This window comes from Nocardia sp. CDC519, from assembly GCF_059509835.1.
This window is the reverse complement of the sequence record NZ_CM183377.1, coordinates 6,567,968-6,593,789: the sequence shown is the minus strand read 5'-3', so window position 1 is coordinate 6,593,789 and position 25,822 is coordinate 6,567,968. Positions and strand designations below refer to the sequence as shown.

Annotated in this window: 22 protein-coding genes; 14 read left to right on the top strand and 8 right to left on the bottom strand. The window is 69.6% G+C overall.

Features of this window, described 5'->3' with window-relative positions:
- Positions 1-17: 17 nt before the first annotated feature.
- From AC5W7N_RS30370 to AC5W7N_RS30350, 5 genes are read left to right on the top strand one after another with little or no spacing between them, the layout of a single operon-like run.
- Complete coding sequence (locus AC5W7N_RS30370) at positions 18-281, top strand: phosphopantetheine-binding protein (RefSeq protein ID WP_495922981.1); 264 nt, start codon at positions 18-20, stop codon at positions 279-281.
- On the top strand, positions 278-5,752 hold the full coding sequence (locus tag AC5W7N_RS30365; protein WP_495922980.1) for a non-ribosomal peptide synthetase: 5,475 nt from the start codon (positions 278-280) through the stop codon (positions 5,750-5,752). The genes AC5W7N_RS30370 and AC5W7N_RS30365 overlap by 4 nt, the downstream gene beginning before the upstream one ends.
- On the top strand, positions 5,749-6,966 hold the full coding sequence (locus AC5W7N_RS30360) for a saccharopine dehydrogenase NADP-binding domain-containing protein (RefSeq protein WP_324191388.1): 1,218 nt from the start codon (positions 5,749-5,751) through the stop codon (positions 6,964-6,966). Before AC5W7N_RS30365 ends, AC5W7N_RS30360 begins: the two co-directional genes overlap by 4 nt.
- Entirely contained in the window at positions 6,963-8,087 is a 1,125-nt protein-coding gene (locus AC5W7N_RS30355; protein WP_194989569.1) for a Gfo/Idh/MocA family oxidoreductase, read from the top strand. Before AC5W7N_RS30360 ends, AC5W7N_RS30355 begins: the two co-directional genes overlap by 4 nt.
- On the top strand, positions 8,084-9,352 hold the full coding sequence (locus AC5W7N_RS30350; RefSeq protein ID WP_194989570.1) for a cytochrome P450: 1,269 nt from the start codon (positions 8,084-8,086) through the stop codon (positions 9,350-9,352). Before AC5W7N_RS30355 ends, AC5W7N_RS30350 begins: the two co-directional genes overlap by 4 nt.
- 32 nt (positions 9,353-9,384) lie before the next feature.
- On the opposite strand, the gene AC5W7N_RS30345 is transcribed toward AC5W7N_RS30350, so the two are convergent.
- A complete protein-coding gene (locus AC5W7N_RS30345; RefSeq protein ID WP_163813160.1) occupies positions 9,385-10,095 on the bottom strand; it encodes a class I SAM-dependent methyltransferase in 711 nt (236 codons plus the stop codon).
- A 202-nt stretch (positions 10,096-10,297) separates the two neighbouring features.
- Here AC5W7N_RS30345 and AC5W7N_RS30340 point away from each other — a divergent pair, with 202 nt between their 5' ends.
- Positions 10,298-11,719 carry an MFS transporter gene (locus tag AC5W7N_RS30340; protein WP_490724007.1) on the top strand — a complete coding sequence of 474 codons (1,422 nt, stop codon included), beginning with the start codon at positions 10,298-10,300 and terminating at the stop codon, positions 11,717-11,719.
- Positions 11,720-12,245: 526 nt separating this feature from the next.
- Positions 12,246-13,526 carry a cation:proton antiporter domain-containing protein gene (locus AC5W7N_RS30335; RefSeq protein WP_495922977.1) on the top strand — a complete coding sequence of 427 codons (1,281 nt, stop codon included), beginning with the start codon at positions 12,246-12,248 and terminating at the stop codon, positions 13,524-13,526.
- 38 nt (positions 13,527-13,564) lie between these two features.
- On the opposite strand, the gene AC5W7N_RS30330 is transcribed toward AC5W7N_RS30335, so the two are convergent.
- The 3 genes from AC5W7N_RS30330 to AC5W7N_RS30320 are packed head-to-tail and all read right to left on the bottom strand — an operon-like array spanning position 13,565 to position 16,532.
- Complete coding sequence (locus AC5W7N_RS30330; protein ID WP_490724005.1) at positions 13,565-14,308, bottom strand: SDR family NAD(P)-dependent oxidoreductase; 744 nt, start codon at positions 14,306-14,308, stop codon at positions 13,565-13,567.
- The gene (locus AC5W7N_RS30325; RefSeq protein ID WP_495922975.1) at positions 14,305-15,327 is read right to left on the bottom strand and encodes a phosphotransferase family protein; all 1,023 of its coding nucleotides are present in this window, start codon (positions 15,325-15,327) and stop codon (positions 14,305-14,307) included. The genes AC5W7N_RS30330 and AC5W7N_RS30325 overlap by 4 nt, the downstream gene beginning before the upstream one ends.
- Positions 15,324-16,532, bottom strand: coding sequence for an acyl-CoA dehydrogenase family protein (locus tag AC5W7N_RS30320; protein ID WP_495922973.1), 1,209 nt, complete (start codon positions 16,530-16,532; stop codon positions 15,324-15,326). Before AC5W7N_RS30320 ends, AC5W7N_RS30325 begins: the two co-directional genes overlap by 4 nt.
- Between AC5W7N_RS30320 and AC5W7N_RS30315 the strand changes: the two genes are divergently transcribed.
- From AC5W7N_RS30315 to AC5W7N_RS30305, 3 genes are all read left to right on the top strand, one after another.
- Positions 16,468-17,565, top strand: a complete 1,098-nt coding sequence (locus AC5W7N_RS30315) for a TetR-type transcription factor C-terminal domain-containing protein (protein WP_495922971.1) — start codon at positions 16,468-16,470, stop codon at positions 17,563-17,565. The genes AC5W7N_RS30320 and AC5W7N_RS30315 overlap by 65 nt on opposite strands.
- Positions 17,566-17,712: 147 nt before the next feature.
- Positions 17,713-18,228 carry a hypothetical protein gene (locus AC5W7N_RS30310; protein ID WP_495922969.1) on the top strand — a complete coding sequence of 172 codons (516 nt, stop codon included), beginning with the start codon at positions 17,713-17,715 and terminating at the stop codon, positions 18,226-18,228.
- A gap of 175 nt (positions 18,229-18,403) precedes the next feature.
- Positions 18,404-19,222: a maleylpyruvate isomerase N-terminal domain-containing protein gene (locus AC5W7N_RS30305; RefSeq protein ID WP_495922967.1), complete on the top strand. Its 819-nt coding sequence runs from the start codon at positions 18,404-18,406 to the stop codon at positions 19,220-19,222.
- 75 nt (positions 19,223-19,297) lie between these two features.
- On the opposite strand, the gene AC5W7N_RS30300 is transcribed toward AC5W7N_RS30305, so the two are convergent.
- Positions 19,298-20,293 carry a GlxA family transcriptional regulator gene (locus AC5W7N_RS30300; RefSeq protein ID WP_495922965.1) on the bottom strand — a complete coding sequence of 332 codons (996 nt, stop codon included), beginning with the start codon at positions 20,291-20,293 and terminating at the stop codon, positions 19,298-19,300.
- A gap of 124 nt (positions 20,294-20,417) precedes the next feature.
- Here AC5W7N_RS30300 and AC5W7N_RS30295 point away from each other — a divergent pair, with 124 nt between their 5' ends.
- Both AC5W7N_RS30295 and AC5W7N_RS30290 read left to right on the top strand, forming a co-directional pair.
- Entirely contained in the window at positions 20,418-21,107 is a 690-nt protein-coding gene (locus AC5W7N_RS30295; RefSeq protein ID WP_495922963.1) for a DJ-1/PfpI family protein, read from the top strand.
- 41 nt (positions 21,108-21,148) lie between these two features.
- A complete protein-coding gene (locus AC5W7N_RS30290; RefSeq protein ID WP_163813141.1) occupies positions 21,149-21,466 on the top strand; it encodes a hypothetical protein in 318 nt (105 codons plus the stop codon).
- A gap of 211 nt (positions 21,467-21,677) precedes the next feature.
- Here the strand turns inward: AC5W7N_RS30290 and AC5W7N_RS30285 are convergent, their stop codons facing one another.
- Positions 21,678-22,565, bottom strand: a complete 888-nt coding sequence (locus tag AC5W7N_RS30285) for a LysR family transcriptional regulator (protein ID WP_194989579.1) — start codon at positions 22,563-22,565, stop codon at positions 21,678-21,680.
- Positions 22,566-22,697: 132 nt separating this feature from the next.
- Between AC5W7N_RS30285 and AC5W7N_RS30280 the strand changes: the two genes are divergently transcribed.
- Positions 22,698-23,045 (top strand): DoxX family protein, encoded by a 348-nt coding sequence (locus tag AC5W7N_RS30280; protein ID WP_163813137.1) that lies wholly within the window; start codon positions 22,698-22,700, stop codon positions 23,043-23,045.
- 339 nt (positions 23,046-23,384) lie between these two features.
- On the opposite strand, the gene AC5W7N_RS30275 is transcribed toward AC5W7N_RS30280, so the two are convergent.
- Positions 23,385-23,690 carry an MFS transporter gene (locus tag AC5W7N_RS30275; RefSeq protein ID WP_495922961.1) on the bottom strand — a complete coding sequence of 102 codons (306 nt, stop codon included), beginning with the start codon at positions 23,688-23,690 and terminating at the stop codon, positions 23,385-23,387.
- A 166-nt stretch (positions 23,691-23,856) separates the two neighbouring features.
- The gene (locus AC5W7N_RS30270; protein WP_495922959.1) at positions 23,857-24,129 is read right to left on the bottom strand and encodes a hypothetical protein; all 273 of its coding nucleotides are present in this window, start codon (positions 24,127-24,129) and stop codon (positions 23,857-23,859) included.
- A gap of 291 nt (positions 24,130-24,420) precedes the next feature.
- Between AC5W7N_RS30270 and AC5W7N_RS30265 the strand changes: the two genes are divergently transcribed.
- Complete coding sequence (locus AC5W7N_RS30265) at positions 24,421-25,785, top strand: NAD(P)/FAD-dependent oxidoreductase (protein ID WP_495922957.1); 1,365 nt, start codon at positions 24,421-24,423, stop codon at positions 25,783-25,785.
- Positions 25,786-25,822: the final 37 nt, after the last annotated feature.

Sequence of the window (25,822 nt, the reverse complement as noted above, 5' to 3'; positions counted from 1 at the left end):
GTACGACAACTCCGAAGATGGGCGAGCCGGTCCGCGACGGGCTGGAGACCCGGATCGCCGGCATCTGGACCGACATCCTCGGCACGCCTCCGGCCGATCGGCACACGAGCTTCCTGGGCGCGGGCGGCGACTCGCTGTCGGCCACCCGGCTCGTCGGCCGCCTCGCCCGCGAACTCGGCCTACCGGTGACCCTCCGCGATTTCTTCCTCGCACCCACCATCGCCGGCCTTGCCGGCAACCACTCGCACAACGCGCTCGATATCGAAGAAGGTGCTCTGTGAACATCCCCGACCTGGTAACGGACCTGCGACAGCGCGGCGTCCACCTGTGGGCAGACGATGACCAACTGCGATTCCGCGCCCCGCAGGGGGTGCTGACCGCCGGTGACCGGGAGCACCTGGTAGCGCACAAACCCGCCGTACTCGCCTACCTCGCCGAGGATCAGGCGACGCTCACCGTCACCGCCGATCCGGCCGCCGCGCACGAACCGTTCCCGCTCACCCCGGTGCAGCAGGCCTACCTCGTCGGCCGCGACCCCACCTATCCGTTCGGCGGCGTCGCCTGCGCGAGCTATCTCGAAATCCACTACGACGCTGTGCAACCGGACAGCGTGGAGCGGGCGTGGAACGCGCTCGTGCGCCGTCACGACATGCTGCGCGCCACCGTGCACCCCGACGGCTACCAGCAGGTCGCCGCGACGGTCCCGCACTACCCGATCCCGGTGACCGACATCCGGGGCGACGCTGCCGGCGTCGACGACGTGCTCGACCGTCAGCGCGACGAACTGCTCGGCCCCGCAGCCGCCCCCGGCACCTGGCCACTGTTCGCGGCCCGGCTCACCCGCACCGACACCGGGTGTGTCCTGCACCTGCTGGTGGAACTGCTGGTGGTCGATGCCGCAAGCATGCGGCTGCTGCTGGCCGAGCTGGACGAACTCGTGCACGCCGACGGCGCCGACGCAGCGGTCCGGCCCGCCCCCGCGATCGGTTTCCGCGACTACGTCCTCGGCGTCCAGAAGCTGCGCAACGGTGCCCGCTACCAGCGCGACCGCGACTACTGGCAGGCGCGGATCGACACCCTGCCCGCCGCCCCGGACCTGCCGACCCGGACCGACGACGACGCCGAGACCGACCCCGGCTTCGACCGGTTGCACCACCACCTCCCGGCCGCCGTACTGACCGGGCTGACCCGCGCGGCGGCACCGCACGGGCTCACCCCGTCCGGCGCCGTGCTCGCCGCCTACGCCGACATCATCGGCCGCTGGAGCCGCAAGCGAAAGTTCACGCTCAACCTGCCGATTTTCAACCGGCTTCCGGCGCACCCCGACATCGGCGCGGTACTCGGCGACTTCACCTCGGTCGAACTGCTCGGCATCGATCTCGACGCCCAGGACAGCTTCGCCGGCCGGGCGCGCGCCATCACCGCACAGCTGTTCGCCGATCTGGACCACCGGTCCTTCGACGGCGTGGAGGTGCTGAGCGAACTCACTCGTCGCGCGGGCAGTCCGGTGCTCATGCCGGTGGTCTTCACCAGTACCCTCGGCTCCGACGACGCGGGTGCCCTGCGCGGCCGCATCCGGCGCGGCATCACCCGCACCCCCCAGGTCTGGCTGGACTGCCAGGTCACACCCTACGACGACGGCCTGATGATCGCCTGGGACGTGCGGCGCGGCGTACTGGCCGGCGACACCGCCGCCGACGCCTTCGCGGCGTTCCTCGACCTGCTCACCCGACTCGCCGAGGATCCCGGCACCTGGACCGAGCCGTACCCGGTCGCGCTGCCACCCGCGCAACGCGCCCGCCGTGACGCCTACAACGACACCGCCGCCGAGCACGCGCCGCGTCTGCTGCACGAACGGATCCTGGCGCGGGCAGACGCCGACCCGGACGCCCCAGCGGTGATCCACCGGGACACCGTCCTCGACTTCGCCGAACTGCGCCGACGTGTCGCCGCCACCGCCGCCGCGCTGCGGAAGGCCGGGGTGCGGCCCGGCGACCAGGTGGCGGTCCTGATGGACAAGGGGCCGGAACAGGTCATCGCTGTGCTCGCCACCTCGGTGCTCGGCGCGGCGTACGTGCCGATCGCGATCACCCAGCCCATGGCGCGGCGGGAACGGATCATCGACCGCGCCGGGGCCGCCGTGGTGCTCACCCAGTCCTGGCTGCGCGACGCAGGCGAGGTCCCCGCGGCCGCAGCGCCGCTCGCTGTGGACCTGCTGGCCGGTGTGGACACCGTGCCCGAGGTGGCGGGCGATCCCGACGCGCCCGCCTACGTCATCTTCACCTCCGGCTCCACGGGCGAACCGAAAGGCGTTGTCGTCAGTCATCGAGCCGCCGCGAACACCCTCGATGACATCGAGGAACGCTTCGCCGTGTCACCAGCCGACCGGCTCCTCGGCGTGGCGAGTCTCGCCTTCGACCTGTCGGTGTGGGACATCTTCGGCGTGCTCGCCGCGGGCGGCGCCGTCGTGCTGCCCGAACAGGACCGGGTGAGCGACCGGTCGCACTGGCTGGAGCTGGTGCAGCGGCACGCGGTAACGCTGTGGAACAGCGTGCCCGGCCAACTGCAGATGCTGCTCGACGTGCTGGAGAGCACCCCGGGAGCCCGCGCCGAGTCGCTGCGCTTGGTCCTGCTCTCCGGCGACTGGATCCCCGTTGACCTGCCCGGCCGGATGCACGCACATTGCCCTGAGGTCGACGTCATCGGTCTCGGCGGCGCCACGGAAGCCGCCATATGGTCGCTGCACCACCCGATCCGGGACATCGATCCCCGATGGCGCAGCATTCCCTACGGCACCCCGTTGCGGAACCAGACCATGCACGTGCTCGACGACGCACTGCAGGACTGCCCCGAGCACGTGACCGGCGAGATCTTCATCGGCGGCAGCGGATTGGCCGAGGGATACCTGGGCGACGACGAGCTGACCGCGCGACGGTTCCTCCGCCATCCGCGCACCGGCGCCCGGCTCTACCGCACCGGAGATCTCGGCCGGTTCCACCCCGACGGGCGGCTGGAGTTCCTCGGCCGCGAGGACACCCAGGTCAAGATCCGTGGTCACCGGGTCGAACTGGGCGAGATCGAATCCGCGCTACGCCGCCACCCCGCCGTCGCCGACGCCGCGGTGCTCGTGGACGGACGAGGCCCGGCAGCGCGGCTGGTCGGCTTCGCCGAGATCGCCACCGACGGCGAGCAGGGACTCGGCGACCAGGCCGCGGCCGACGTCCTCGCTGCCGCCGAGAACGCCACCGCGGCGGCCCACCGCGACATCGACGGCGCAGCGTTCGTCGCGTTGATGAACGCCGTCGACGAGATGGCCATGCTCTCCATCGCCGCCGAACTGCGCGCGAAGGGACTGTTCGCCGATCGCGAGCACTCCCACGACATCACCGAGATCGCCACGGCCACCGGCGTTTCCGACCGCCAGCACGGCCTGCTGCAACGGTGGCTCGCCGCGCTCACGGACGGCGGCGCGGTGGAACACGATCCGCACACCGGCCGCTACCGCGACCTGATCGCGGCCGGGCCGCGCGCGGTCGAGGAGGCATGGCAGCGGATCGATGAACTGGAGGCGATCGTCGGATACGGCAGCGAAACCCTCTCCTACATCCGGGCCTGCAGCTCCCGCCTCGACGACCTGCTGCGCGGCGAGCTCGACGTGCGCGAACTGCTCTTCCCCGCCGGAAAGGCGGGTGCGGCGCACGCGGTGTACCGCACCAACCTGGTGGCGCGCAGCTCGCACCGCGTCGTCATCGACACCGTGCGCGAGATCGCCGCGCGGCTGCCGCACCGCTTGCGGGTGCTCGAGGTCGGCGCCGGTATCGCCGGCACCAGCACCGACCTGATTCCCGCGCTGGCCGAGTTCGAGCCGGACTACCTGTTCACCGATCTGTCGGAGTACTTCCTCGGAGAGGCCCGCGCGAAGTTCGCGCAGTACCCATGGATGCGTTATGGGCGTTTCGACATCAACGCCGACGCGCTCGAGCAGGGGCTGCGCCCCAACTCCGCCGATGTCATCCTGTGCGCGAACGTGCTGCACAACTCGGTGAACGCCGACGAGGTGCTCGCACGGCTGCGGGACCTGCTCGCCCCGGGCGGCTGGCTGGTGTTCCTGGAACCCACCCGCCGACACAACTACGCGCTGCTGGTGTCGATGGAATTCGAATTCTTCAGTGAGCTCACCGCGTTCACCGACGTCCGGGCGGGCACCGGACAGGCGTTCTTCACCCGCGACCAGTGGCTGCGCCAGCTCGACGCGGCCGGGGCCGAGCATGTGCGGGTGCTGCCCGCCGAGGACGCCCCCCTCGCCGCGTCCGGTCAGGGTGTCTTCCTCGCCAGGTTCAAGGGGCAGCGCCGCACCGTCACCGAACAGCAGCTGCTCGAGCACGTCGCGACCCTGGTTCCCGAGCACATGGTGCCCGGCGAACTGAACCTGCTCGATGCGCTACCGCGCTCGGCGAACGGGAAGCTGGACCGAGCGGCACTGGTCGCCCGCGTCACCGCCGCCCCGGCCGCGACGGCGGACCCGTCCTACACTCCGCCCGCCGACGAGATCGAGGAGCGGATCGCGCAGTTGTGGCAGGAGATGCTCGGCGTCCCGAAGGTCGGCCGCGACCAGAACTTCTACACCCTCGGCGGCGATTCGCTGCTGCTGTCGCAGATGGTCGGCAAGCTGCGCGATCGGGTGCCCGAGGTCGCCGATATCGAATGGCAGGAACTGCTGCGCGATGTCCTGCGCAACCCCACGGTCGCCGCGCTCGCCGCCCGCCGCCGCGGTCAGCACCCCGTGGCGCCGACGCACGAGCGGACCGCGGTGCGCTCCCTGGGCGGTGAGCCCGGGCACCCGAGCGGTACCTGGGTGCTCGTGCACGGGGGGACCGGCACGCTGTCGCCCTACGACGCGCTGCTACCGCATCTGCGTGCCGCGCATCCCGGGCCGCTGCTCGGGCTCGAGGTCACCGACCCGGCGAAATACCTGAACCTGCCCGCCGACACGGTGATCGGCAGACAGGCCGCCGACTACGCGACCGAATTGCTCACCCACGACCGGCGTTTCCGGATCATCGGCTACTCGGTCGGCGGCCTGCTCGCCGCCGAGATCGCCCGCACCCTCACCGAGGCGGGCGCGACGGTCGACGAACTCACCGTGATCGGCTCCTACCAGCCGCCCGCCGTCCACGACGAGTTGCTGACCGAGTACGTCTTCGCCCAGTCCATCGGCATCGACCCGGCCACGGTCGGCTTCCCCGCCGACGACGCGGCGGTCGCGGCCGCGCTGCGGTGGATCCTGGACCGCACCCCGGACCGGGTTCCCGCCGGTGCGCTCGCCGGGCTGAACGGTGACCCGGCGCTGCCCGCGGCGGAATTCCGGAAGCTGGCGTCCGTCCCGCGCGCCGAGCGCCTCACCGCGCTGCACGCCGCGGCGGAGGCGGGCACCGGGCCCTACCGGGCGAACGGGACCCCGTTCGCGCAGTTCCGCGCACAGTTCGAGATCTTCGCGCACAACCTGCGCGCGATGGGCGCGCACCGGGCCGAGCCGTATTTCGGCGCGGTGCGGGTGCTGAGCAACAGCGGCACCGCGACGCTGCTCGGCACACGGGAAGAGGTGGAACGGTTCTGGTCCCGGGTGGGGCTCGGCGAGCTGGTCATCGAGGAGATTCCGGGCGACCACCTGACCAGCATGTCGGCCGCCAACGCGGCCGCGCTCGCCGCCCGGATCACCACGCCGCTTCCGTCCGCGGGCACCGCGTCGTGACCGGTTCCGTGGGGCACCCACCCATCGACGGCGAGTCCACGCCGCTCGTCACCACCCGACGGCGCCCGGCCCCGACCGACCAACCACACGGACCGGTCGCGGTGCTGGGCGGCACCGGTGTGGTGGGCCGGGCGGCGGTGCGGATGCTCATCCGGCTCGGCGTCGACACGGTCCGGGTCGGTGCCCGCCGAGTGGATTCGGCCCGGCGACACCGTGATTCACCTGGCGTCGACTGGCGGCCGGTGGATGCGGACGACCCGGATTCGCTGGCCGGCTTCTGCGCGGGCACACGGCTGGTGCTCAATTGCGCGGGCCCTTCCTACCTGCTGGCGGATCGGGTGGCGCGGGTGGCGCTGGCGGCCGGCAGCGACTACGTGGACGTCTCCGGCGACGGTCCGGCGTACCGGTTGCTGGAGGGTTCGCCGCTGCTGGACGGCGAACGGACGGCGGTGCTCTCCGCGGGCATGCTGCCCGGGCTGGCCAACGTCGTGCCCCGGATGCTGGCCGCCGACCTGACCGACGCCCGGCTGGTCGTCTACGCGGGGGGTATCGAGCCCTTCGCACCGGCCTCGGCGGGCGATCTGGCCTTGTCGCTGGACAGCTCCGATGGCACCGACGGCGCCGGTCACTGGTACGGCGAAACACTCGCCGCCTGGATAGCTGGTCGGCGCGCCCGCCATGCCCTGCCGGCCCGCGAGGACGTCGAGGTCGCCGGGTTCCCCGGCCGGGTCACCACCATGCCGTTCCTCACCGCCGACGCCGAACGGCTGGCCCGCTCGACCGGCCTGGCCGAATTGCACTGGCACAACGTCTTCGTGGGCAACGCGCTGCGGCTGACCTTGAGCAGGCTGCGCGGCCGCGTCTCGACCACCCCCGCGGCCCTGGCCGCGGTCGTCGCCGAGATCACCGCAGCCGCGGAACTCGACCTGACCGGACTCGATCCCTTCTACCTGATGGCGTTCACGCTGCACCGGGTACACCGCACCGATACCGCGGTGCTGCGCACCCACAGCAGCTTCGAGCTCACCGCGGCCACGGCAGCGCACACGGTGCGGGCCGTGCTGTCCGGCGCGGTCGCCCCCGGCCTGCACTACGCCGACGACGTGCTCGACCCCCGTGGACTGCTCGACGCGGTGACCGCCCTCGGCGCGCTGCCGGTCTTCCACACCCACCGTCATGCCCACGACGAGCCGATGGAGGCAGGCTGCCTGTGAACGATGCGACACCGAGAATCGTCGTGTGCGGCACCGCATTCGGGCGGGTCTATCTGCGCGCGGTCCACGACGACCCGGAGGTCGAGCTCGCCGGCGTCGTCTCCCGGGGCAGCGCGGCGTCGGCGGGGTACGCGAAATACTATGGGGTGCCGCACTTCACCAGCGTCGACGAACTACCGGACGATATCGACATCGCCTGCGTCGCGGTGCGCGCCGGCGCCGCGGGCGGTGACGGCGCCGAGCTGGCGCAGCGCCTGCTGAGCCGTGGCATCCACGTGCTACAGGAGCACCTGCTGCATCCCGACGAACTCACCGCCTGCCTGCGGACCGCCCGCGAACACGGTGTGCGCTACCGGCTCAACGCGTTCTATCCGCACCTGCCGCCGGTGCGGTTGTTCCTTGCGGCAGCCGCGATCCTGCGCGAGCGGGGGCGGCCGCTGCACGTGGACGCGGCGGCGGGCAGCCAGGTGGTGTATTCGCTGCTCGACATCATCGGCCGCGCCGTCGGTGGACTCCGGCCGTGGACGATCGCCGACCCGGCGCCCCTCCCGGCCGACATCGCCGCACTCGCCGGTACCCGCCCGCCCTACACCCCGGTGCGCGCGGTCATCGGCGGTGTCCCGGTGTCGCTGCGGGTGCAGAACCAGATCCACCCCGGCGACCCGGACAACCACGCGCTACTGCTGCACCGCCTGGCGATCGCGTTCGAGGGCGGCGTCCTGTCCCTCGCCGACACCCACGGCCCGGTGCTGTGGAGCCCGCGCCTGCACACCGGCCGCGACGCGACCGGGCGGCTGATCATGGGCGGGCCCGGTACCGAACGGCTCGACGTGCCCAGCACCGAGATCCTGGGACCGGCCGAGACGCCGACCTTCCGGGCCGTCTTCGACGAGGTGTGGCCCGGCAGCGTCCGATTCGCGCTGGGGGAGTTGCGTGCCGATATCGCCGATCCGGGCCGGTCCACGGCCGCCGCCCAGTGGGCCGTGACGGTCACCGCCCTGTGGCAGCGGCTCACCACCGCACTCGGCCCGCCGGAGCTGATCCGGCCGCCCGACCCGGTGCCGGTGCCGCTGCCGGAGCTTCTCGCCGAGAACCGCAGCCACGCCGGTGATTCCGCATGACGACGACCGGATCACCGCGCGAACTGGCCGATCTGCACGACTTTTCGGCCGACCCGTTCACCACGATGGACCGGCTCTACCGGGAGAACGGAGCCATCTCCGAACTCGGTGCGGGGCCGATGCGTTTCCGCCTCGCCCTCGGCCCCGAGGCGAGCGCCTTCATCCTCGCCAACAGCGACCTGTTCAGCTGGGAAGCGGCGTTCACCGCGCTGGCCCCGCTCACCGGACCGTCCGCACTCCTGGTCAACGACGGCGACCGGCACCGCAGACTGCGCCGACTGGTCACCCCGGCCCTGACCGCGCGCCGGGTGAGCGGCCACCTCGAAACCGTCACTCGGCACCTCGAGGCCGCGATGGCGGACTGGGCGCCCGGCGACCTCGTCGACATCCACCCGCCGCTGCGCCGGGCCACCCGCGCGGCAACACTGGAGAGCCTGTTCGGCGCGGCCGCCGTCGATCGATCCGAGGGGCTCGACGACTGGCTGCACGACATCCACCGTGCCATCGACACCGATGTCGTCGGCGGCAGCATGGACCGTGGGTCCGGCTCACGGGTCTGGCGACGGGCGCTGCTGGCCAGGTCCTCGGTGCACCGCTGGGTGGTGGCCGAGATCCGGCGGCGCGGCGACAGTGACACACCGGGCGACGATGTGCTCGGCGTGCTGCTGCGCGGGGTGGAGGGCTCCCGGCTCACTGACGACGAGATCACCGACCAGCTGGTCAGCCTCCTCGAAGCAGGCGCGGAGACCACCGCTGCGCAACTGACCTGGCTGCTCTACTGCACACTGCGCGACCGCGAGCTCTGGGCACGGGCCACCGCCGGGCTCGACCCCGCCGAACTCGACCGCCTCGTCTCGGAGGCGATGCGGCTGTATCCCGCGACGGCGGTCATCTCCCGGAAGGTCGCTACCGGATTCACCCTCGCCGGAACCGATTTCGTGCCGGGCGACCTGCTGATCTTCAGCCCGTTCCACACCCACCGGCTGGCCGGGGTCTGGCCGGAACCGGAACGGTTCGACCCCGGCAGGTGGGACCCCGGGTCCGCGCGATACCGCCGTCCGGCGCCGCACGAGTTCCTGCCGTTCGGGGTCGGACCGCACCGCTGCATCGGCGCCAACTTCGCCACCATGGCGATCAAGGCCGCCTTCACCGCCGTCGCGGCACGTATCGACGCGGAGCTGGTGACAACCGAGGCCCGTCCCGCAGGGCTGATCGGTATGTACCCCGCGGACGGAATCACCGTGCGCATCACGGCGAGGCGATGAGCGGGCACCCGCGCTCGGGTGCCCGCTCCGGGTCAGCGTCGAACGCGCAGCACTCCCGCCTGCTCGGTGAGCTGCTCGCCGGCCAGTCCGGTTTCCTCGGCCAGATCCTCGATACCGAAGGTGTGCCACTCGCTGACATTGCGGACCGTCCGCGCCGGCGCCGCGTCTCCGGTGACGTGCCATGTCGAGGTCATCCGGATGAGATCGCCGCCGATCGGCTCGGCTTCGATGGTGCCCGCATAGGTCAGATCCCCGATCTGCTCGCGGCCCAACGGCATCGACGGCAGGACGGTGGGCCGCGCGACCGGCAGCAGTTCGACCAGTACCGGCGCGCCCGGAGCCAGGCGGGGCAGCACCCGATCCCACAGCGCTCGGCGGTCCTCGGCGCCGATGTGGCCGAGCACCCCGAACAGGATCAGCGCCGCGATCGACTCGGGCAGCCGCACCGATTCCGCGGGTTCCGGGACGATGGTGACCCGGCGGCGCAGGTCCTCGTCGGCGAGCACGTCGTGGGTCAGCACCGCGCGCATCGCCGGAGAGGGTTCGCTCGCCAGGATTTTCGCGGTCGGCAGCACCTCGGCCACCACCCGGCAGGTTCGTCCCGTCCCCGCTCCGATGTCGACCACCGTGCCCGCGTCCGGATCGACCTCCGCGAGGATCTTGCGCAGCGCCGCTTCGCCTTCCGCGTGCGCGCGGGGAACGAGGTCGTAGAACTCGGCCACGGGGGAGTAGTAGTCGTCCATGCGCATCTCCTGTTTCGTTGTCGCGCAATCTCACTAATGAAAAAGATTATCATTAGCATCTAGATACCCGGTGCCGCTCCATGACCACGACGACGTCTGATTCGTGGCTGCCACGGAGCACGCCCACGCAAGCCAGGGCGAGGCTATGCTGACCTAGAAAAAATACGCGTTCGTAAAATCGAATCACGTGGTGGAGAGTCGGATGTCGCAAGTCAACAAACCGGCCGCCGTCTTGGCGACCGTGGTGATCGTGCAGTTCATGGTGTCGCTGGATCTGTCGGTGGTGAACGTCGCGTTGCCTGCCATCCAGGCCGAGTTCGACATCCCCGCCACCATGCTGCAGTGGGTGGTCAACGCCTACGCGGTGGTCTTCGGCGGTTTCCTGCTGCTCGGCGGGCGGCTCGGCGACGTGATCGGCCGCCGCCGCACGATGATCGCCGGGCTTGCGTTGTTCGGTGTGGCCAGCCTCGCCGGTGGTCTGGCCACCCATGAATCGGTGCTCATCGGTGCGCGTGCGGTGCAAGGTCTGGGCGCTGCCGCGCTCTCGCCGCTGTCGCTGGCGCTGATCACCGTGACGTTCGAGGAGGGGCACGCTCGAACCAAGGCCGTGGGCCTGTGGGCGGCGGCGACCATGCTCGGCGGCGCCCTCGGCGTCGTCGCCAGCGGTCTGCTCACCGATTTCGCCGACTGGCGGTGGGTCCTGTTGATCAACGTCCCGATCGTGCTCGCCGCGCTGGGCACCGCCGTGCGGGGCATCGGCGGCGCGGTGGAGCAGCAGCGGCCCCGGCTCGACGTCATCGGCGCCGTACTGGTCACCGCGGCCATGCTGCTGCTGATCTTCGGCGTTGTTCGCACCGACGAACACGGCTGGGCATCGGCGGTCACGCTCGGCACGCTCGGCGCCGGGGCGCTGCTGCTGGCCGCGTTCGTCGTGGTGGAACTGCGGGTTCGCGAACCGCTCATGCGTCTCGGTCTGCTCGCGCACGGCAGTGTGGCGGGCGCGAACATCTTCGGCTTCATGATCACCGCGGGTCAGCTGACCGCGTTCTACTTCGTCTCGCTGCACATGCAGTCGGTGCTGCGGTATTCGCCGGCCGTCGCGGGTGTCTGCTTCGTTCCGTTCGCGCTCGGCGCCGTGGTCGGCATGCGCCTCGTCGCGCCGATCGTGGGCCGGTTCGGCTACCGAGCGGCCCTGGTGACGGGCGGCCTGCTCGGCGCGGTCGGCATCGCCTGGTTCGGTGCGGGTGGACCGGGCGGTAGCTTCCTCACCGACATCCTCGGCCCGTCGATCGTGGCCAGCGTCGGCATCGGTATCAGCTTCGTGGTCATGGGAACCATCGCGATGCGCGGTGTGTCCGCCGAGGAGGCCGGCATGGCCTCCGGCCTGCTGAACAGCTCCCGCCAACTCGGCGGCGCGCTCGGCCTGGCGGTGCTCACCACGGTGGCCGCCACCGTCGCGGGTGACGACCGCTCGCCCGCCGGGCTGAGCGACGGCTACTCCGTCGCGTTCCTGCTCGGTGGCCTGCTGATCGCCATCGGAACGGTGATCGCGGGCCTGCTCGTCCCACGGACGGCCGCCGAGCCGAAGGAGAATGCCGTCGCGGTACAGGAGGTCCGGTCATGACCGGCGACACGGAGTATTCGCCGTCCGCGCAGTAGCTGCACCTGCTCTCCGCGCCGGCCTGGCCCGTGCCTGCCGAGTGGCTCGCCCCGCTGTCGGTGCGGCGGGCAGCGGCGCGGACGAGGGCGCTGTGGTGAAGTTCGGTGCGGGCACGGCACGGGCTCGGCGCGGAGGTGCTGCTGTGACACTTCGCTGCCGCCCCGATCGTGGTGGCCGAGCCTTCGGCGCACCTGCGCGGTGCTGCCGGCCCGGCTGCCCGGCGGCGATCGGGTAGGGGTATGCCCGGGCGGGCTGGAAGACGTTGCGCAGCCGGATGTTCGAACCTCGCCGCTGTCGGGTTTCCCACCGGTGACTCACATCGCGCTGATGAATATGGTTATCATTACCGATAATGGCCGGAGGGTTTCCGGCCCGCACCGCGACGGCGTAGCCGAGGTCATTGCCTGATCATCCGTCGCTCGATCGTCCCGGAGCCGGCGCGAGGCAGCCGCATTGCGATCATGCCGGTCCACGGGGGAAGGAACGAAGGATGACCGCGCAGACGGTGGGGCACCTGGTGCTCGGCCTCGCCATCATCGTCGTGCTCGCGCGGCTCTTCGGTCGCTTGGCGCGATGGATCGGGCAGCCACCGGTGGTCGGTGAGATCGTGGCGGGAATCCTGCTGGGACCCACCCTGCTCGGCGGTGCGCTGACCGATGCCGTGTTCCCCGCCGACATCCGCCCGTCCCTGCAGGCGCTGGCGACCGTCGGCGTGGTGTTGTTCATGTTTCTCGTCGGGCTCGAGCTGGACGGCTCGCTACTGCGCGGGCGCGGGCGCACTGCTTCGGGCGTCGCCGTCGCTTCGATCGTGCTGCCGTTCGGGCTCGGGGCCGTGCTGGCGCTGCACCTGCTGAACCGGCATCACACCGACAACCGCCTCGCATTCGTGCTTTTCCTCGGCGCGGCGATGTCGGTCACCGCGTTCCCAGTGCTGGCACGCATCCTCACCGACCGTGGGATGCTGCACACCGGGGTCGGTGCGCTGGCCGTGGCCGTCGCGGCAGTCGACGACGTCGTGGCCTGGTCGCTGCTGGCCGTGGTGGCGATGGTGGCGGGCGGCGACACGGAGCCGTGGCGGATCGCGCTCATCGTGCCGTTCGTCGCAGTGTTGTTCGGTGTGCTGCGGCCGCTGCTGGCGCGGTGGGGCGCGTGGGCGGACGGGCGTGAGCGCGCCGAGCGGCCGATGCGCACCATCCTGGCGAGGGCGGGTGCCACGGCGGTGCTGGCCCTCGGCCTCGCGCTGTGCGCTTCGGCGACCGAGTGGATGGGCCTGCATCTGATATTCGGCGCCTTCCTGTTCGGTGTCGTGATGCCGCGCGAGGCCGGACGCCGGCTCCGCTCGTGCGCGCTGCCGCTGATCCAGCGGGTGTCCGCCCTGCTGTTGCCGGTGTTCTTCGCCATCGCCGGCCTCGCCGTCGACCTCTCGACACCGACCGGCGTCGCCCTCACCGATCTGCTGCTCATCCTGTTGGTCGCCATCGGGGGCAAGGGAATCGGTGCCTATCTCGGCGCCCGGGCGCACCGGGTGCCACCGCGCGATGCGAGCACACTCGCGATCCTCCTCAACACCAGAGGGCTGACCGAGCTGATCGCCCTGACTCTCGGCTTGAAGCTCGGCGTCATCGGCTCCGAGCTGTACTCGCTGATGGTGGTGATGGCACTGGTGACGACGGCGATGGCGGGCGTACTGCTGCCGCGGGTCCACCCGGCACGACAGCTGCCGGAACCTGCCCGCGGCCACCCCGACCTGAAGGAAGCCGCCGGGCGGTGAGCGTCATCGTGTTGGCGCGGTGCACGATGCCGAGGCGATCAGGCGCGGTAGCCGTCGGTGCCGGCCCGGGACATGACGATCGTCGGGACCACGGCACGGGCGGACAACCGCAGCAGGGAGTCGACCATCTCGACCACGTCGTCGACCGCGAGCATGTGCTCGGGTGGAATGCGGTCGTGGATCCAGGCGCTCATCTCGGTGTCGACGTAGCCGGGGGCGATCGCCGTGGCGGTGACGCCATTGCCCGATTCTTCGGTGTTGAGGGTGGTGAGCAGCGAAATGAGGGCTGCTTTGGCGGCGCCGTAGACCGACAGGCCCGCCTCGGCGTACACCCCGGTGATCGAGGCGAGGGCGATCACCTTCGCGCCACGGGCCGGGTGGGCGGCGGCGCTCGCGCGCAGCAGCGGCAGGGCGCCTTGGACGAGTTGCAGTGGGGCGCGGACGTTCACGGCGAAGGTCTTGTCGTAGCGACGCATCGAGGACTCGGCCAGCGAGCCACCGGTGCCGACTCCGGCGTTGAGGATCAGCGCCGACATGGTGGCGAACCGGTCCGTGTGCGCATCGAGCACGCGAGCGATCCCGTCCTCGTCGGACATGTCCGCGGCGACGGTGACGACCTCGGGTGCGCCCGCGGCGCGCAGCTGCGCGGCCACCGAGTCGAGGCGGTCGGCGTCGCGGGCGGTGATGGTGAGGGAAAAGCCTTGCTGGGCCAGCCGGTTCGCGATGCCGAGGCCGATTCCGCGGGACGCACCGCTGATCAGCGCGGTGGTGGAACTGCTCACGTTCGTGCTCCCTTCAGTGCACGCAGGCCGGCGGCCATGAATTCCGGCGTCGCGTCGGCCGCGCGTTCGGCGGCCGCGCCGGAATCGGAGCCGAGGCGGGCGCGGTGGGTGATGCCCTCGCCGATGATGCCGAGTTTGAAGTTGGCCAGGGCGAGGTAGAAACCCCAGTCGTCGAGGTCGTGGCCGGAGGCTGTGGCATAGGCCTGGGCGAGTGCGTCGGGCGTGGGTAGCCGGTCGCTGGTCCAGGCCGCCGCGGAGCCGAGGACCAGGTCGAAGGCCGGTGATCGGTAGACACACATCAGCGCGACATCGGTGAGGGGGTCACCGATCGTGGACAGCTCCCAATCGACCACCGCGCGCACCCGTGCCGGGTCGTCGTTGTCGAGGATGGTGTTGTCGATACGGTAGTCGCCGTGCACGATCGCGGCCGTCGACCGGGTCGGCACCGCGTCCGTGAGGGCGGCGTGCAAGGTCGCCACGTCGGGCAGTTCGCGGGTCTTCACCCGATCCCATTGCGACGCCCACAGTTTCACCTGGCGGGTGAGGAAGCCGTCCGGGCGGCCGAACTCGGCGAGGCCGACGGCGGCGGGTTCGACGGCATGCAGATCGGCGAGCACCCGGACCAGTGCGTCCGCGCTCGCGTCGACCTGCTGATCGGTGAACGCGGCGAGGTCGTCGTGATCGCGGACCACCGTTCCGTCGACGAATTCGACAACGGTCATCGGCGCGCCGAGCGTCGCACCGGCGGCGTCGAATGCAATCGTCGCGGCCACGGGCACCGCCGTGCCCTGCAACGCACTGGTGACGGTGTACTCGCGCGCCATGTCATGCGCCGACGGGGTGAGCCCGGCGACGGGCGGGCGGCGCACCACCCAGCGCGACACGTCATCGGCGGCGGTGAACGTCAGATTCGATCGGCCACCACTGATCAGCTCGACGCGGAGTTCGCCCCGCACCTCCACTCCCTGCTCGCGGAGAAAGCGGGCCAGCGCGGCGACATCCATACCGGGCAGCGTCATGCCGACTCCCGCCCGGCCCGCCTGGCGGCGCGCACCGCGCGCTTGGCGATGGCCCACCGGTGCACTTCGGAGGGCCCGTCGTAGATCCGAAACGGGCGCACCTCGCGCGCGAGGCGCGCCAACGGCAGGTCGGCGGCCACGCCGAGACCGCCGCACATCTGCATGCTGCGATCGACGATGCGGAAGATCGCCTCGGCGGCGAAGGTTTTCGCGATCGAGGTCGCGTCGCCGGCGGGTTCGCCACGGTCGAGTTCCCAGCAGGCGCGGGTCAGCAGGGCGCGGGTGGCGGCGATGTCGATTTCGTTGTCGGCGATCATCTGCTGGACCGTGCCGAGATCGCCGAGGCGCGAGCCGAAGCCGTGTCGTTCGGCGACGTGGGCCACGGCCACATCATGGCCGCGGCGTGCGGCACCGAGCCAACGCATCACGTGTGTCATGCGGGCGGGGCCGAGCCGGACCTGGGCGTAGTCGAAGCCCCGGTCCACCTCCCCGAGTACCGCCGAATCCGGGACGAGGAGATCGTCGAAGAACACCTCGCAGTGACCGCCGATCATCGATTTGTCGAGCGTGTCGAGATGACGACCGACGCGCAGACCGGCGGTGTCGGCGGGGGCGAGGAACATCGTCGCGCCGCCGCGGTCGCCGGGCTCACCGGAGGTGCGGGCCATGATGATGAAGAAGTCGGCTCCGTCGGCACCGGTGATGAACCACTTGTGCCCAGTGATCCGCCAGCCGCCCGCGGCACGGACCGCTCGGGTGGTCAGCGCGGACGGGTCCGATCCCGCGCCCGGTCCCGGTTCGGTCATCGCGAACGCCGAACGCACCTCACCACGGGCGAGCGGGGCGAGAAAGCGCTGCTTCTGGTCGGGATCGGCGATGTGGGCGAGCATATGCACGTTGCCCTCGTCCGGCGCGGCGATATTGAGCGCCGTCGGGCCGAACAATGAGTAGCCGGCCTCTTCGAACACCGGGGCGCGGTCGCACATGCCGAGCCCGTGGCCGCCGTATTCGACCGGCGCGTGCGGGGCGAAAATACCCGCATCCCGCGCGGCCCGCTGCAATTCGAGACGCAACCGCTCACCACCAGCAGCGGCGATGTCACCGTCGTGCGCATCCTCGACCGGCAGCACGCGCTCACGGATGAACGCGCGGGTGCGGTCGGCCAGATCACGCACCTCGGGCGGAGGGGACAGATCGATCGCCACGGCTCAACTCCTCGACATCACGGGCCGAACGTTCGTTCGGCGGTGGGGCTGCCACGAGGGTGGCACAGTCGGATCTTTCCTGTCAAAGACGGATTTTCGTCGGCCGTTGCTGTTCAGGTATCCTGAACACATGCCGGATTTGGGTGTCAATCAGCAAGAGATCGGGGCGCGGGTACGTCAGGCGCGGACCGCGGCGGGCTCGTCGCTGCGCGACACCGCACGGCGCATCGGTGTAAGCCCGGCGACACTGAGCGCGATCGAGAACGGCAAGACCGGCGCATCGGTCGCCCGCCTGATGGCTCTTGCCACCGAGCTCGGTACGACGGCTTCCTGGCTGATCGTCGGCGGGCCGACGAGCCGAACCAGCGAGTCCTGCCGATACCGGTCCGATGCGGTCGCCGGCATCGACGTCGAGGCCGACCAGGACGTCGGCGACAGCATGGTCAGCTCGTGGCGCGAGTTCCCCCCGCTGGCCATCGATCCTGTGCTCGCCGCCGCGATCGACTCGTTCGTCGACACGGGCTACCACGGGGCCACCATGCGCTCGATCGCGGACCGCGCGGGCATGAGTGTGCCCGGCGTCTACCACCACTACCGGGACAAGCAGGATCTACTCGTCCGCGCCCTCGACCTGACCATGGATGAACTGCATCGACGGGTCCGCGCCGCCCGTCGTGACGCCACCACCGGTCTCGAACGGCTGACGCGCGTCGTCGAATCCCTGGCGCTGTTCCATACCCACCGCCGCGAACTCGCCTTCATCGGCGCCAGCGAGATGCGCAGCCTGAACCCTGTCGATCGGCAGCGGATCACCGCCTCCCGCAACGAGCTTCAATACCTTCTCGACGCCGATATCGGTGCCGCACTCGCCGAGGCGAACCTGCCCGCGGAGGATGCTCGGGTGGCGGGCAGGGCGATCGCGACGATGTGTACCGCGTTGCCGCAGTGGTTCCGGCTCGACGGCCCGGCCGCCCCGGAACAGATCGCCGCCGAGTACGCGGACTTCGCGCTTCGCATGCTGCGCCTCCGGTAGGCGATGGCGCGGAACGTGCTACGGGTTCGTGCCGACAGAGCGCACTTCGCCTCGGCCCTGGCGCACTCTTTCGGGCCGTATTCGACAATCTGGCCGCGAGGCCGTCAAGCCGTGTGCCCTCGGATGCGATCGGGCATCATGGCCGGCATGCACGACTGGCCCGCACCCGACTCCGGTGAGATCCCGACGCCGGAGTTGGTCGCCGCGTGGGTAGCGCTCGATACTCTCCCGTCCGAACGAATCCCACTCTGGGCAGCGCATTGGCTGACGCAGGGCTACGACGGTGAAGAGCTGCGGGTGTTGGCCGGGTTGAGTGGCGCGGATCCTCACGAGGTCCGCGACATTCTGCCCGCGGCGCTGACCGACTGCGGCGCAGCCATCCCGGACTCGAACGCAGCCGCGGCCCACGTGGCGTTTACCACACTCGCCCGCATGCACGCCGACAACCGAGCAGCCGAGAGATGGGTACTCGCCAAGGTGTGCGAGATCGTCGCCCGGTCCGACTATGCCGACAGCGTCATCGCACTTCCGCTCGGCCGAATAGTCCATCTCGAAGACGAGTGGGTAGGGGGCTGGGGCCGAACGGAACAGCAACTCGAGCGTGCGATACAGAACGCATGCAGAACTCAACTCGCCACGAGTCACGCGGCACACGACCACTGATCCGGCCGCGCCCTCGAGCGGCTCGTGGGCGGTTCGGAGAAGCCTACGCCCGCTCCCCGCTGCTACGCCTCGACCACAACAACTGCCGTGCCTGGACGACATCGCCGCCGGCGACAGGCAGCGGCCAGATCAAAATTCGCTGGCGGGACGACGGCATGATCGGTTCACTGAATCAGTGATCCCACTCGATACCCGGCCGCTGTTTCCGCTGGAACGGCGGATGTTGCTGGAGCTGCTGCGGTCGCTGGACGCGGCCGACTGGGCGAAGCCGACCATCTGCCCCGGCTGGACGGTTCATGACGTGACGGCGCACATCCTCAACGACTATCTGCGGCGGATCTCCGGCGGTCGCGATGGTTACGCGGGCGCCATCTTCGAGGACGACGAAACCTTGCCTGCCTATCTGGCACGGGTCAACGATGAGTTCGTTCGCGCGATGCGTCAATGTAGCCCGCAGCTGATGATCGACTTGCTGGACCATCTGGGCCCGCAGCTGGATCGTCTGTGGGCGGCAACCGATCTCGAGGGCCCCGCCGCCCTCGACGTCTCCTGGGCAGGTTCAGGTGACAGCCCGGCCTGGCTCGACATCGCACGTGAATACACCGAATTCTGGGTCCATCAGCAGCAGATCCGGGACGCGGTATCCCGTCCGGGCGCGGACGAGGTATCGATGATGCATCCGGTGCTCGTCACGTTCCTGCACGCACTGCCGACCGCCCTGCGGGAACGCACTCGCCGGTCCGGAACCGCAGTACGATTCGAGATCACCGGTCCGGCAGGGGGCTGCTGGACGGCCGTGTCCGACGGCGCGAACTGGGAACTCACGGTTACGCCGAGCACAGCGCCCGCCGCGTCCGTGCGAATGAATCAGGACACGGTCTGGCGGCTGGCCACCCGCGGGATCACAGTCGACGATGCACGTCGACGTGCCGATCTCGACGGCGACCCCGAACTGACCGACGCGGCAACGACGTTGCTGGCCGTCGTCGCCTGAATCGAAGTCTCGGCACCGACGGTCTGCCGCCCGCGTCGCGCCTCGGCGGTGCCGAACGATATCCGCGTATGTCGCTTATCGCGCGGTGGTCTCGGCTTCGAGCCGATGCGGGCCGTGCTCGGGCGTTCGTTGCCGTGCGAAGGTGCTTCGGTACTGGCGTGGGGTGACCCCGGCCAGCCGGCGGAAGTGAGTGCGGAAGGTGCTGGGGCTGGTGAATCCCACCTGGACGGCGATGCGATCGATGGGATGGTCGGTGGTTTCGAGGAGTCCTTGCGCATGGCGCACACGGACTCCCGCCACCCATTCCATCGGGCTTTGCCGGGTGACGGCGCGGAAGTGCCGGTTCAGCGTCCGCACACTGGTGTGCGCGGCGGCTGCGATAGCGGTCAGCGACAAACTGTTGTCGTGGGCGTTCTCCTCGATCCACGTCAGCACCTCGTCGAGGGATGACGCGAGCCCTGCCGGGCGATTGCGGACGATGAACTGCGCTTGTCCCCCGGCGCGGTGCAGGGGAGCGACGGCTACGCGCGAGGTATCCGCGGCCACCGCGGCGCCGTGGTCTCGTCGGACGATATGCAGGCAGAGGTCGAGCCCGGCCGCTGCGCCGGCCGAGGTGAGGATGTCACCGGTGTCGACGTACAGCACCTGCGGGTCCACCTCGACCGCCGGGTAGCGCTCGGCCAGCAGGTCGGCGGCCGCCCAGTGTGTGGTCGCGCGACGTCCGTCGAGTAACCCCGCTTCGGCCAGCGTCAGAGCGCCGACGCAGATCGAGGCGATTCGGGTTCCGGCCCGCGCCGCTGCCCGCAGGGCGTCGAGGACCGGCGGCGGTGTGGCCACCGAGATGTCGTTGCGGCCCGGAACGATGATGGTGTCTGCTCGATCGAGCACGTCGAGGCCCGAATCGGCCGCGATGCGGAACGAGCCCGCGGTGACGGTTGCCCGGTCGCTACATACGACTACCCGGTAGGCCGGGCGGCCGTTCCGCAGGCGGGCGCGGCCGAAAACCTCGACCGGTGTGGCGAGATCGAACGCGATCACATCAGGGACGGCGATGACCGCGACAGTGTGCATTGGCAGGAGTCTGCCAGGGGCGACTGTACCGCCCGTGCGCCGCGTTCGAGGTGGCCAGATCCAGTCGGAATGTGGCACTGCTGCCACTGGTCGCGGATAACCGGCGAAACCAGAATTGCGGTTGATGAATCACGAATCCGATGAGGCCGCAGGGCCCCCTATCGCTCAGATCGTGCTCTTCGACGGTTTCGACCCACTCGATGTGATCGCGCCGTTCGAGGTGCTCGCCGCGGGAAGTGACGTGCTCGGAGGAGCTTTCGATGTCGAACTCGTCTGCGCGGACGGGCCCGGCCCGGTCGTGTCCGGCACCCGTGGACTCACGCTGACCGCGACGTCGGCCCTCGACCCCCGCCGTCGCGGCTACATCATCGTGCCGGGCGCATCCGGCCCGGTCGATGGCGACCCGGACGCAGGCGATGAAACGATCCCGGTGCTGTTGGCCAGGTTCGCCGACAGCGCGGCTATCCCACTGATCGGCCAGGCACTGGCCGATCCGCATATGCAGGTCTGGACCGTGTGCGGTGGCTCGCTCGGGCTGGCGATGGCAGGTCTGCTGGAGGGCCGCCACGCCACCACCCACCATCTGGGTATCGACGTGCTCGAAGCCACCGGAGTCACTCCAGTGCGCGCGCGGGTGGTCGACGATGGCGACCTGGTGTCCGGTGGCGGGGTCACCTCCGGTCTGGACGTGGCACTGTATTTACTCGATCGCGAGTTCGGTCCCTCGGTCGCCCGAGCGGTCGAAGACCTCTTCGAATACGAGCGCCGAGGCACCATCTGGCAGGTACACCGGGAACTGCCCGCATCCAGATGAACGAGCATCCCACCCATCGACCGTAAACGATTGTGAGCCCCATGAGCAGCCTGCCCGGAACCTGGGACCTCGACCTGAAAACCCCTGTGGGAACACTGCACGTTCGATACCACTTCGCAGCGACCGCAGGCGGTTACGCGGGGACCGCTTCCAGTTCGAAGGAAACAGTGCCGCTGTCCGATATCCGCACCACCGCGACAGCCAACGGCCACCGCGTCACCTGGTCGCAGCGAGTGACCAAGCCGATGCGACTCAACCTGGACTTCGACGTCGTCATCACAGGCGCCACCATGTCGGGTCATTCCCGAGCAGGCCGGCTACCACGCTCGACGGTCACCGGGCGCCGGATAGATCCGTAACTGGACCGATCACCTCGGTCACAGAGCTGATCGCCGCACGCGACGACGGTGTGAACCGGCTTGTGAACGAGGCATCACCGTGTGGCAGAGAGCTTCCTGGGCAGCTGCGCCCGCCGACACACTTACCAGGACACGCAGGAGGACGGCTGCGGCACCGCTGGTCCTCGTTTCGGTGCCTGTTGGTTTGCCCTACAGCGCACCTCGGCTGGGATCAGGTGAGCGTCGCGTGCTCACGGACGGTTTGGGCGAACGCGCGAATCAGTGGCGTTTCCTCCGAGGTCTGCCATGCGAAGGCCCATCGAACAGGCGGGGCGTCGAGCACCGGTACGTACACGAGGTTGGGCCACGCGTAGAAGCGGGCAGCCTCGGCCGGAACCGCGAGGGCGGCTTGACCGGAGGCGACCGCCTTGACCTGGTCGTCCCAGCTCGAGACCTCCGGACCGCGTGGAACCGGGCGACCGGAAGGGGTCCGGAATGGCTGAAACGCGGCTTCCATCGACGCGGGGACCGGCGAGGTCGGGTTGACGAAGGTGAGATCGCCATAGTCCTCCAACCGGACCGATGTTCGGTCGGCGTAAGGGTGGGTTGCGGCCAGCATCAGCAGGATCGCCGAGGTGTGGGTGGCAGGCCCGACGGTGAGGTCCGGTTCGTGGACGGGCAACCACAGATGCGCCATGTCGATCTCGCCCGAGCGGAGCAGGGTGAACGGAGAAACCGGGTTGATATCGCGGTGGTCGATGAGTACGTCCGGGAAGCGGGATCGGAACAGCTCGACAAGCTTGTCGACCATCCAGGCCTGCGGTCCCATGGTGCCCAGTGTCAGGGTCGCGCCGGAGTTCCTTGCGGTCGCCGACGCTGTCTCGATGCCGCGCATGATCGTCCGGTATCCGGCGTGGAGCTCCCGATAGAGCTGCTGCCCGGCGGGAGTGAGGCGGACCTTGCGCGTGGTGCGTTCGAACAGCGCTGTACCGATGCGCCGCTCCTGCTGCTTGATGGCCTGACTCACCCGAGCCGGGCTGACGTGCAGCCGTTCGGCTGCGCGGCCGAAGTGCAGCTCTTGCGCCAACGTCAGAAAGATCTCGATATCCCGTAACTCCACCGGTCCTCCACATTGTGAAGCTGCAGGTTAACAGTCTCGTCAGCGAACTCCTCTTTTTCGAAGCACGCACGCCAACGACACTGACCACTAGCGCAATCTGCGCGAGCATCGCAAAGGATGGAATAGATTTCGATGAGCAACGCCTACCACATCGTCGCTGTCGTCGCCGGACTGTGGATCGGTTTCTCGGGGTTCTCGCTGTTCACGCAACGGCAGTTCGTCATCGAGCCACTCGAGCAATATGGAGTCCCGCGGTCATGGTGGCCCTGGCTGGCCCTGGCCAAATCCGCAGGCGCCCTCGGACTGATTCTGGGACTGTTCATTCCCGCGATCGGTGTCGTTGCCGCGGTGGGCCTGATCCTGTACTTCCTCGGAGCAGCGGCTACCACGGTGCGGGCGCATTCCTACAAGACCACGGTGTTTCCACTGCTGTACCTCGCACCGGCCGCGGCGACGCTGGCGCTTCAGCTGGCCGAGTAGATGCCGGATGCTAGTTCGCCACCGCCGGCGGCGGGTCGCCCACAGGCGCCCACCTCGCCGAGGGAATCCTTCCGGCCGCAGACAGCGACTGCGAACCGGGCTGACCGGCCCTGGCGGTTCGAAGCCCGCCGGCCCCCTTCCGAACACGATGTGCTCGACCCTATCGGGCGCTCATGGCGTCAGCTCCCGGGTCGAAGGGGCCCACCAGGGTTCGGCAGAGCCATGGCCAGTAGCACCAGTACCCCTGCCAGTGGCAGCACCCAGAGCAGGGTGGACGGGATTGCATCTGCCCGATCAGCAGAACGCCCACCACCGTGCCGACCAGCAGGGTCGAGCCGATCACATCGAGCCGGCCCGGTGCTCAGGACGCGGCAGCCGAAGCACTAGCGCAACGAGAACCGCTGCGAGCGCGCCCAGCGGCACGTTGATGTAGACGATCCAGCACCAACCGACGGTGTCGGTGATCAAGCCGCCCAGCAGCGGGCCGCCGACGGCGGCGATGGCGAAGATGGCGCCCACCGCGCCTTGTACTCGCCCGCGGAGCTCGACCGGGAACAGTTCCGCGAGGGCGATCGTCGGGACGGCGAACAACGCGCCGGCACCGATATCGGGCAGGGCGATGCTGACGATCGTCTGGTCGAGCACCGAGAGCAGCATGCCGATCGCCAGGCCCGCCGTCGCCAGCGCGACATTGCTCGGGTTGGGGGAGCCGAGCGCCGACGGTCACCGTTGTGGTGGTCGACATGTCAATTCCTCTCGGCAGCAGGGTGTTTCGGCAGCCCCAAGCCCTCGCGGAGCGATTCTTGATCGTTCACACTGGCCGGGCACCGCTGAGCTTGTTGCTCAGCTGGGTGAGCAGGGTTCGGGTCGGACCGGCGGCGAGGGTGCGCAGGTCGGCGACGAGCTGGGTCAGGTGGCCGGCGGTCTCGATCGGACGCGCGCCCGTCTCGCTCAGACCGAAGTCGACCTCGATCAGACCGGTGAGCACCGAGTCGAGTGCGAGCCGTTCCCGCGCGACTGAGGTCGCGCCGTCGCCGCTTTGCCCGAGCAGGGTGCGGATCGTCGTCTCCGGCACGTAGGCCATGCGTCGTCGCCCGCTGCGGCGAAGGGCTGGATCTGTCCATTGAGCCAGCGCGACAGCGCGGTGACCGCGGCCGCGTCGGCGCGGTAGGCCTTGACCAGCCGATCGTAGCGGGCGGTGTGTGCAATTCGCACCGCGATCCTCGCCAACCTGCCACGTCTCACCATGGTGACCCGATGAAGGGATGGCGATAGTGGAGGAAGAGATAGTGCACCGGCAACGGTCCCGATTACGTGATCTCAGCGCGGCTTCTACCGCACCGTCATACCCACGATTCGAGGGAGATCGAAGAGCATGAGAACCGACGCCACCAGGTACATCAATTTCACCGGCTGGATCGATCGCCCGGACGATGTGCGACCCGCCTTGGACGGTGACCTCACCTGCGATATCGCCGTCGTCGGCGGCGGCATGGGCGGCATGGCCACCGCCTTGCGCCTCGCCGAACGCGGCAAGGACGTCGTCCTGCTGGAGGCCGAGTTCTGCGGTTACGGCTCGGCCTCACGCAACGGCGGTCAGATCGCCGGGGCGCCGGGTGGGGACCTGCGAATGCTCGGCCTGTTCTCCAGCAGCAAGCTGTCGGTGATGGCCAAGCTGGCGGAGCACGCGGGCCACTACGTGGAAGATCTCATGAAGACCCACGACATCGACTGCGACTATGTGCCGAACGGTCTGGTGTGGGGTGCGGTCTCTCCCATCATGATGCTCCGGGTCCGCACACAGGCGGCGATTCTGCGCGCCGTCGGCGGGAAGGGGACCGTCGGCAACCGTGAACAGCTCGGCCTGCCGACCGGCTTCGTCGGCGGCATGCGAGAGAGCATCGGCGGCATGCTGAACCCGGGCAAACTCGCCCGCGGTGTACGGCGCGCCGTGCTCGACTCGCCGGTCAGGCTGTACGAGCGGACCCCGGTGAGCGATGTCCGCAGGACGGGCGGCATCGTCGAACTCGCCACCCCGAACGGCACGGTGCGGGCGAACAAGGTGGTGCTGGCGACCAGCGCCTACGCCGGCGAATGGGACATCACGCCCAAGAATCTCTCGGTGCCGCTGTACGTCATCGAGATCGAGACCGAACCCATCGCGCCCGAGCGGCTCGCCGAGCTGGAGTGGACCAGCCGGTCGGGCATCATCACCCAGCACCAGGTCATGACCCACTACCGGCTCACCGAGCGCAACACCATCGTCTGTGGAGTCCGCAGGCCGGAGCGCGGCGCGGGCTACCCGCTGCCGGATCGGGTTCCGTCCCCGAGCCTCGTGAAGGACATGGCGGCCGACCTGGCCGCCCGGTTCCCGACGCTGGCCGACGTATCCATCGCGCAGGCCTGGGGCGGTTGGATCGGCATCAGCGCGGACTGGCTGTCGGTCGCGGGCCAGGTGGGCAACAACGTCTACTACTCGATGGCCTGCAACGGCCACGGCCTCTGTCAGGTTCCGTATGTGGGCAAGATGCTCGCCGACTACATCGTCGACGACGAGATGCCCGAGGATCTCGCAGGCATCTGGTCGGACGTCTCGAAGTACCCGGCATCGATGGACGTGGTGATGAACCCCTTGGTGCTGCGGCTGGTCTGGATCGTGGACCGGATGAACGATTTCTTCAGCGGCAGCAAGATGCTGGCGCGGCGGCAGCTGCGTCGCCGAGGACGCGCGAAGCGCTGACGTGAGGTCGCCTCCGCTGGCTCAGGCAAGCTGGGGC

What these genes read in the sequence shown, in the direction of transcription:
- AC5W7N_RS30370 (WP_495922981.1), top strand. Translation starts at nt 18, where the DNA reads ATGGGCGAGCCGGTCCGCGACGGGCTGGAGACCCGGATCGCCGGCATC.
- AC5W7N_RS30350 (WP_194989570.1), top strand. Translation starts at nt 8,084, where the DNA reads ATGACGACGACCGGATCACCGCGCGAACTGGCCGATCTGCACGACTTT.
- AC5W7N_RS30345 (WP_163813160.1), bottom strand. Translation starts at nt 10,095, where the DNA reads ATGGACGACTACTACTCCCCCGTGGCCGAGTTCTACGACCTCGTTCCC.
- AC5W7N_RS30340 (WP_490724007.1), top strand. Translation starts at nt 10,298, where the DNA reads ATGTCGCAAGTCAACAAACCGGCCGCCGTCTTGGCGACCGTGGTGATC.
- AC5W7N_RS30335 (WP_495922977.1), top strand. Translation starts at nt 12,246, where the DNA reads ATGACCGCGCAGACGGTGGGGCACCTGGTGCTCGGCCTCGCCATCATC.
- AC5W7N_RS30325 (WP_495922975.1), bottom strand. Translation starts at nt 15,327, where the DNA reads ATGACGCTGCCCGGTATGGATGTCGCCGCGCTGGCCCGCTTTCTCCGC.
- AC5W7N_RS30315 (WP_495922971.1), top strand. Translation starts at nt 16,468, where the DNA reads ATGAACGCGCGGGTGCGGTCGGCCAGATCACGCACCTCGGGCGGAGGG.
- AC5W7N_RS30310 (WP_495922969.1), top strand. Translation starts at nt 17,713, where the DNA reads ATGCACGACTGGCCCGCACCCGACTCCGGTGAGATCCCGACGCCGGAG.
- AC5W7N_RS30300 (WP_495922965.1), bottom strand. Translation starts at nt 20,293, where the DNA reads ATGCACACTGTCGCGGTCATCGCCGTCCCTGATGTGATCGCGTTCGAT.
- AC5W7N_RS30295 (WP_495922963.1), top strand. Translation starts at nt 20,418, where the DNA reads ATGAATCACGAATCCGATGAGGCCGCAGGGCCCCCTATCGCTCAGATC.
- AC5W7N_RS30290 (WP_163813141.1), top strand. Translation starts at nt 21,149, where the DNA reads ATGAGCAGCCTGCCCGGAACCTGGGACCTCGACCTGAAAACCCCTGTG.
- AC5W7N_RS30280 (WP_163813137.1), top strand. Translation starts at nt 22,698, where the DNA reads ATGAGCAACGCCTACCACATCGTCGCTGTCGTCGCCGGACTGTGGATC.
- AC5W7N_RS30270 (WP_495922959.1), bottom strand. Translation starts at nt 24,129, where the DNA reads ATGGCCTACGTGCCGGAGACGACGATCCGCACCCTGCTCGGGCAAAGC.
- AC5W7N_RS30265 (WP_495922957.1), top strand. Translation starts at nt 24,421, where the DNA reads ATGAGAACCGACGCCACCAGGTACATCAATTTCACCGGCTGGATCGAT.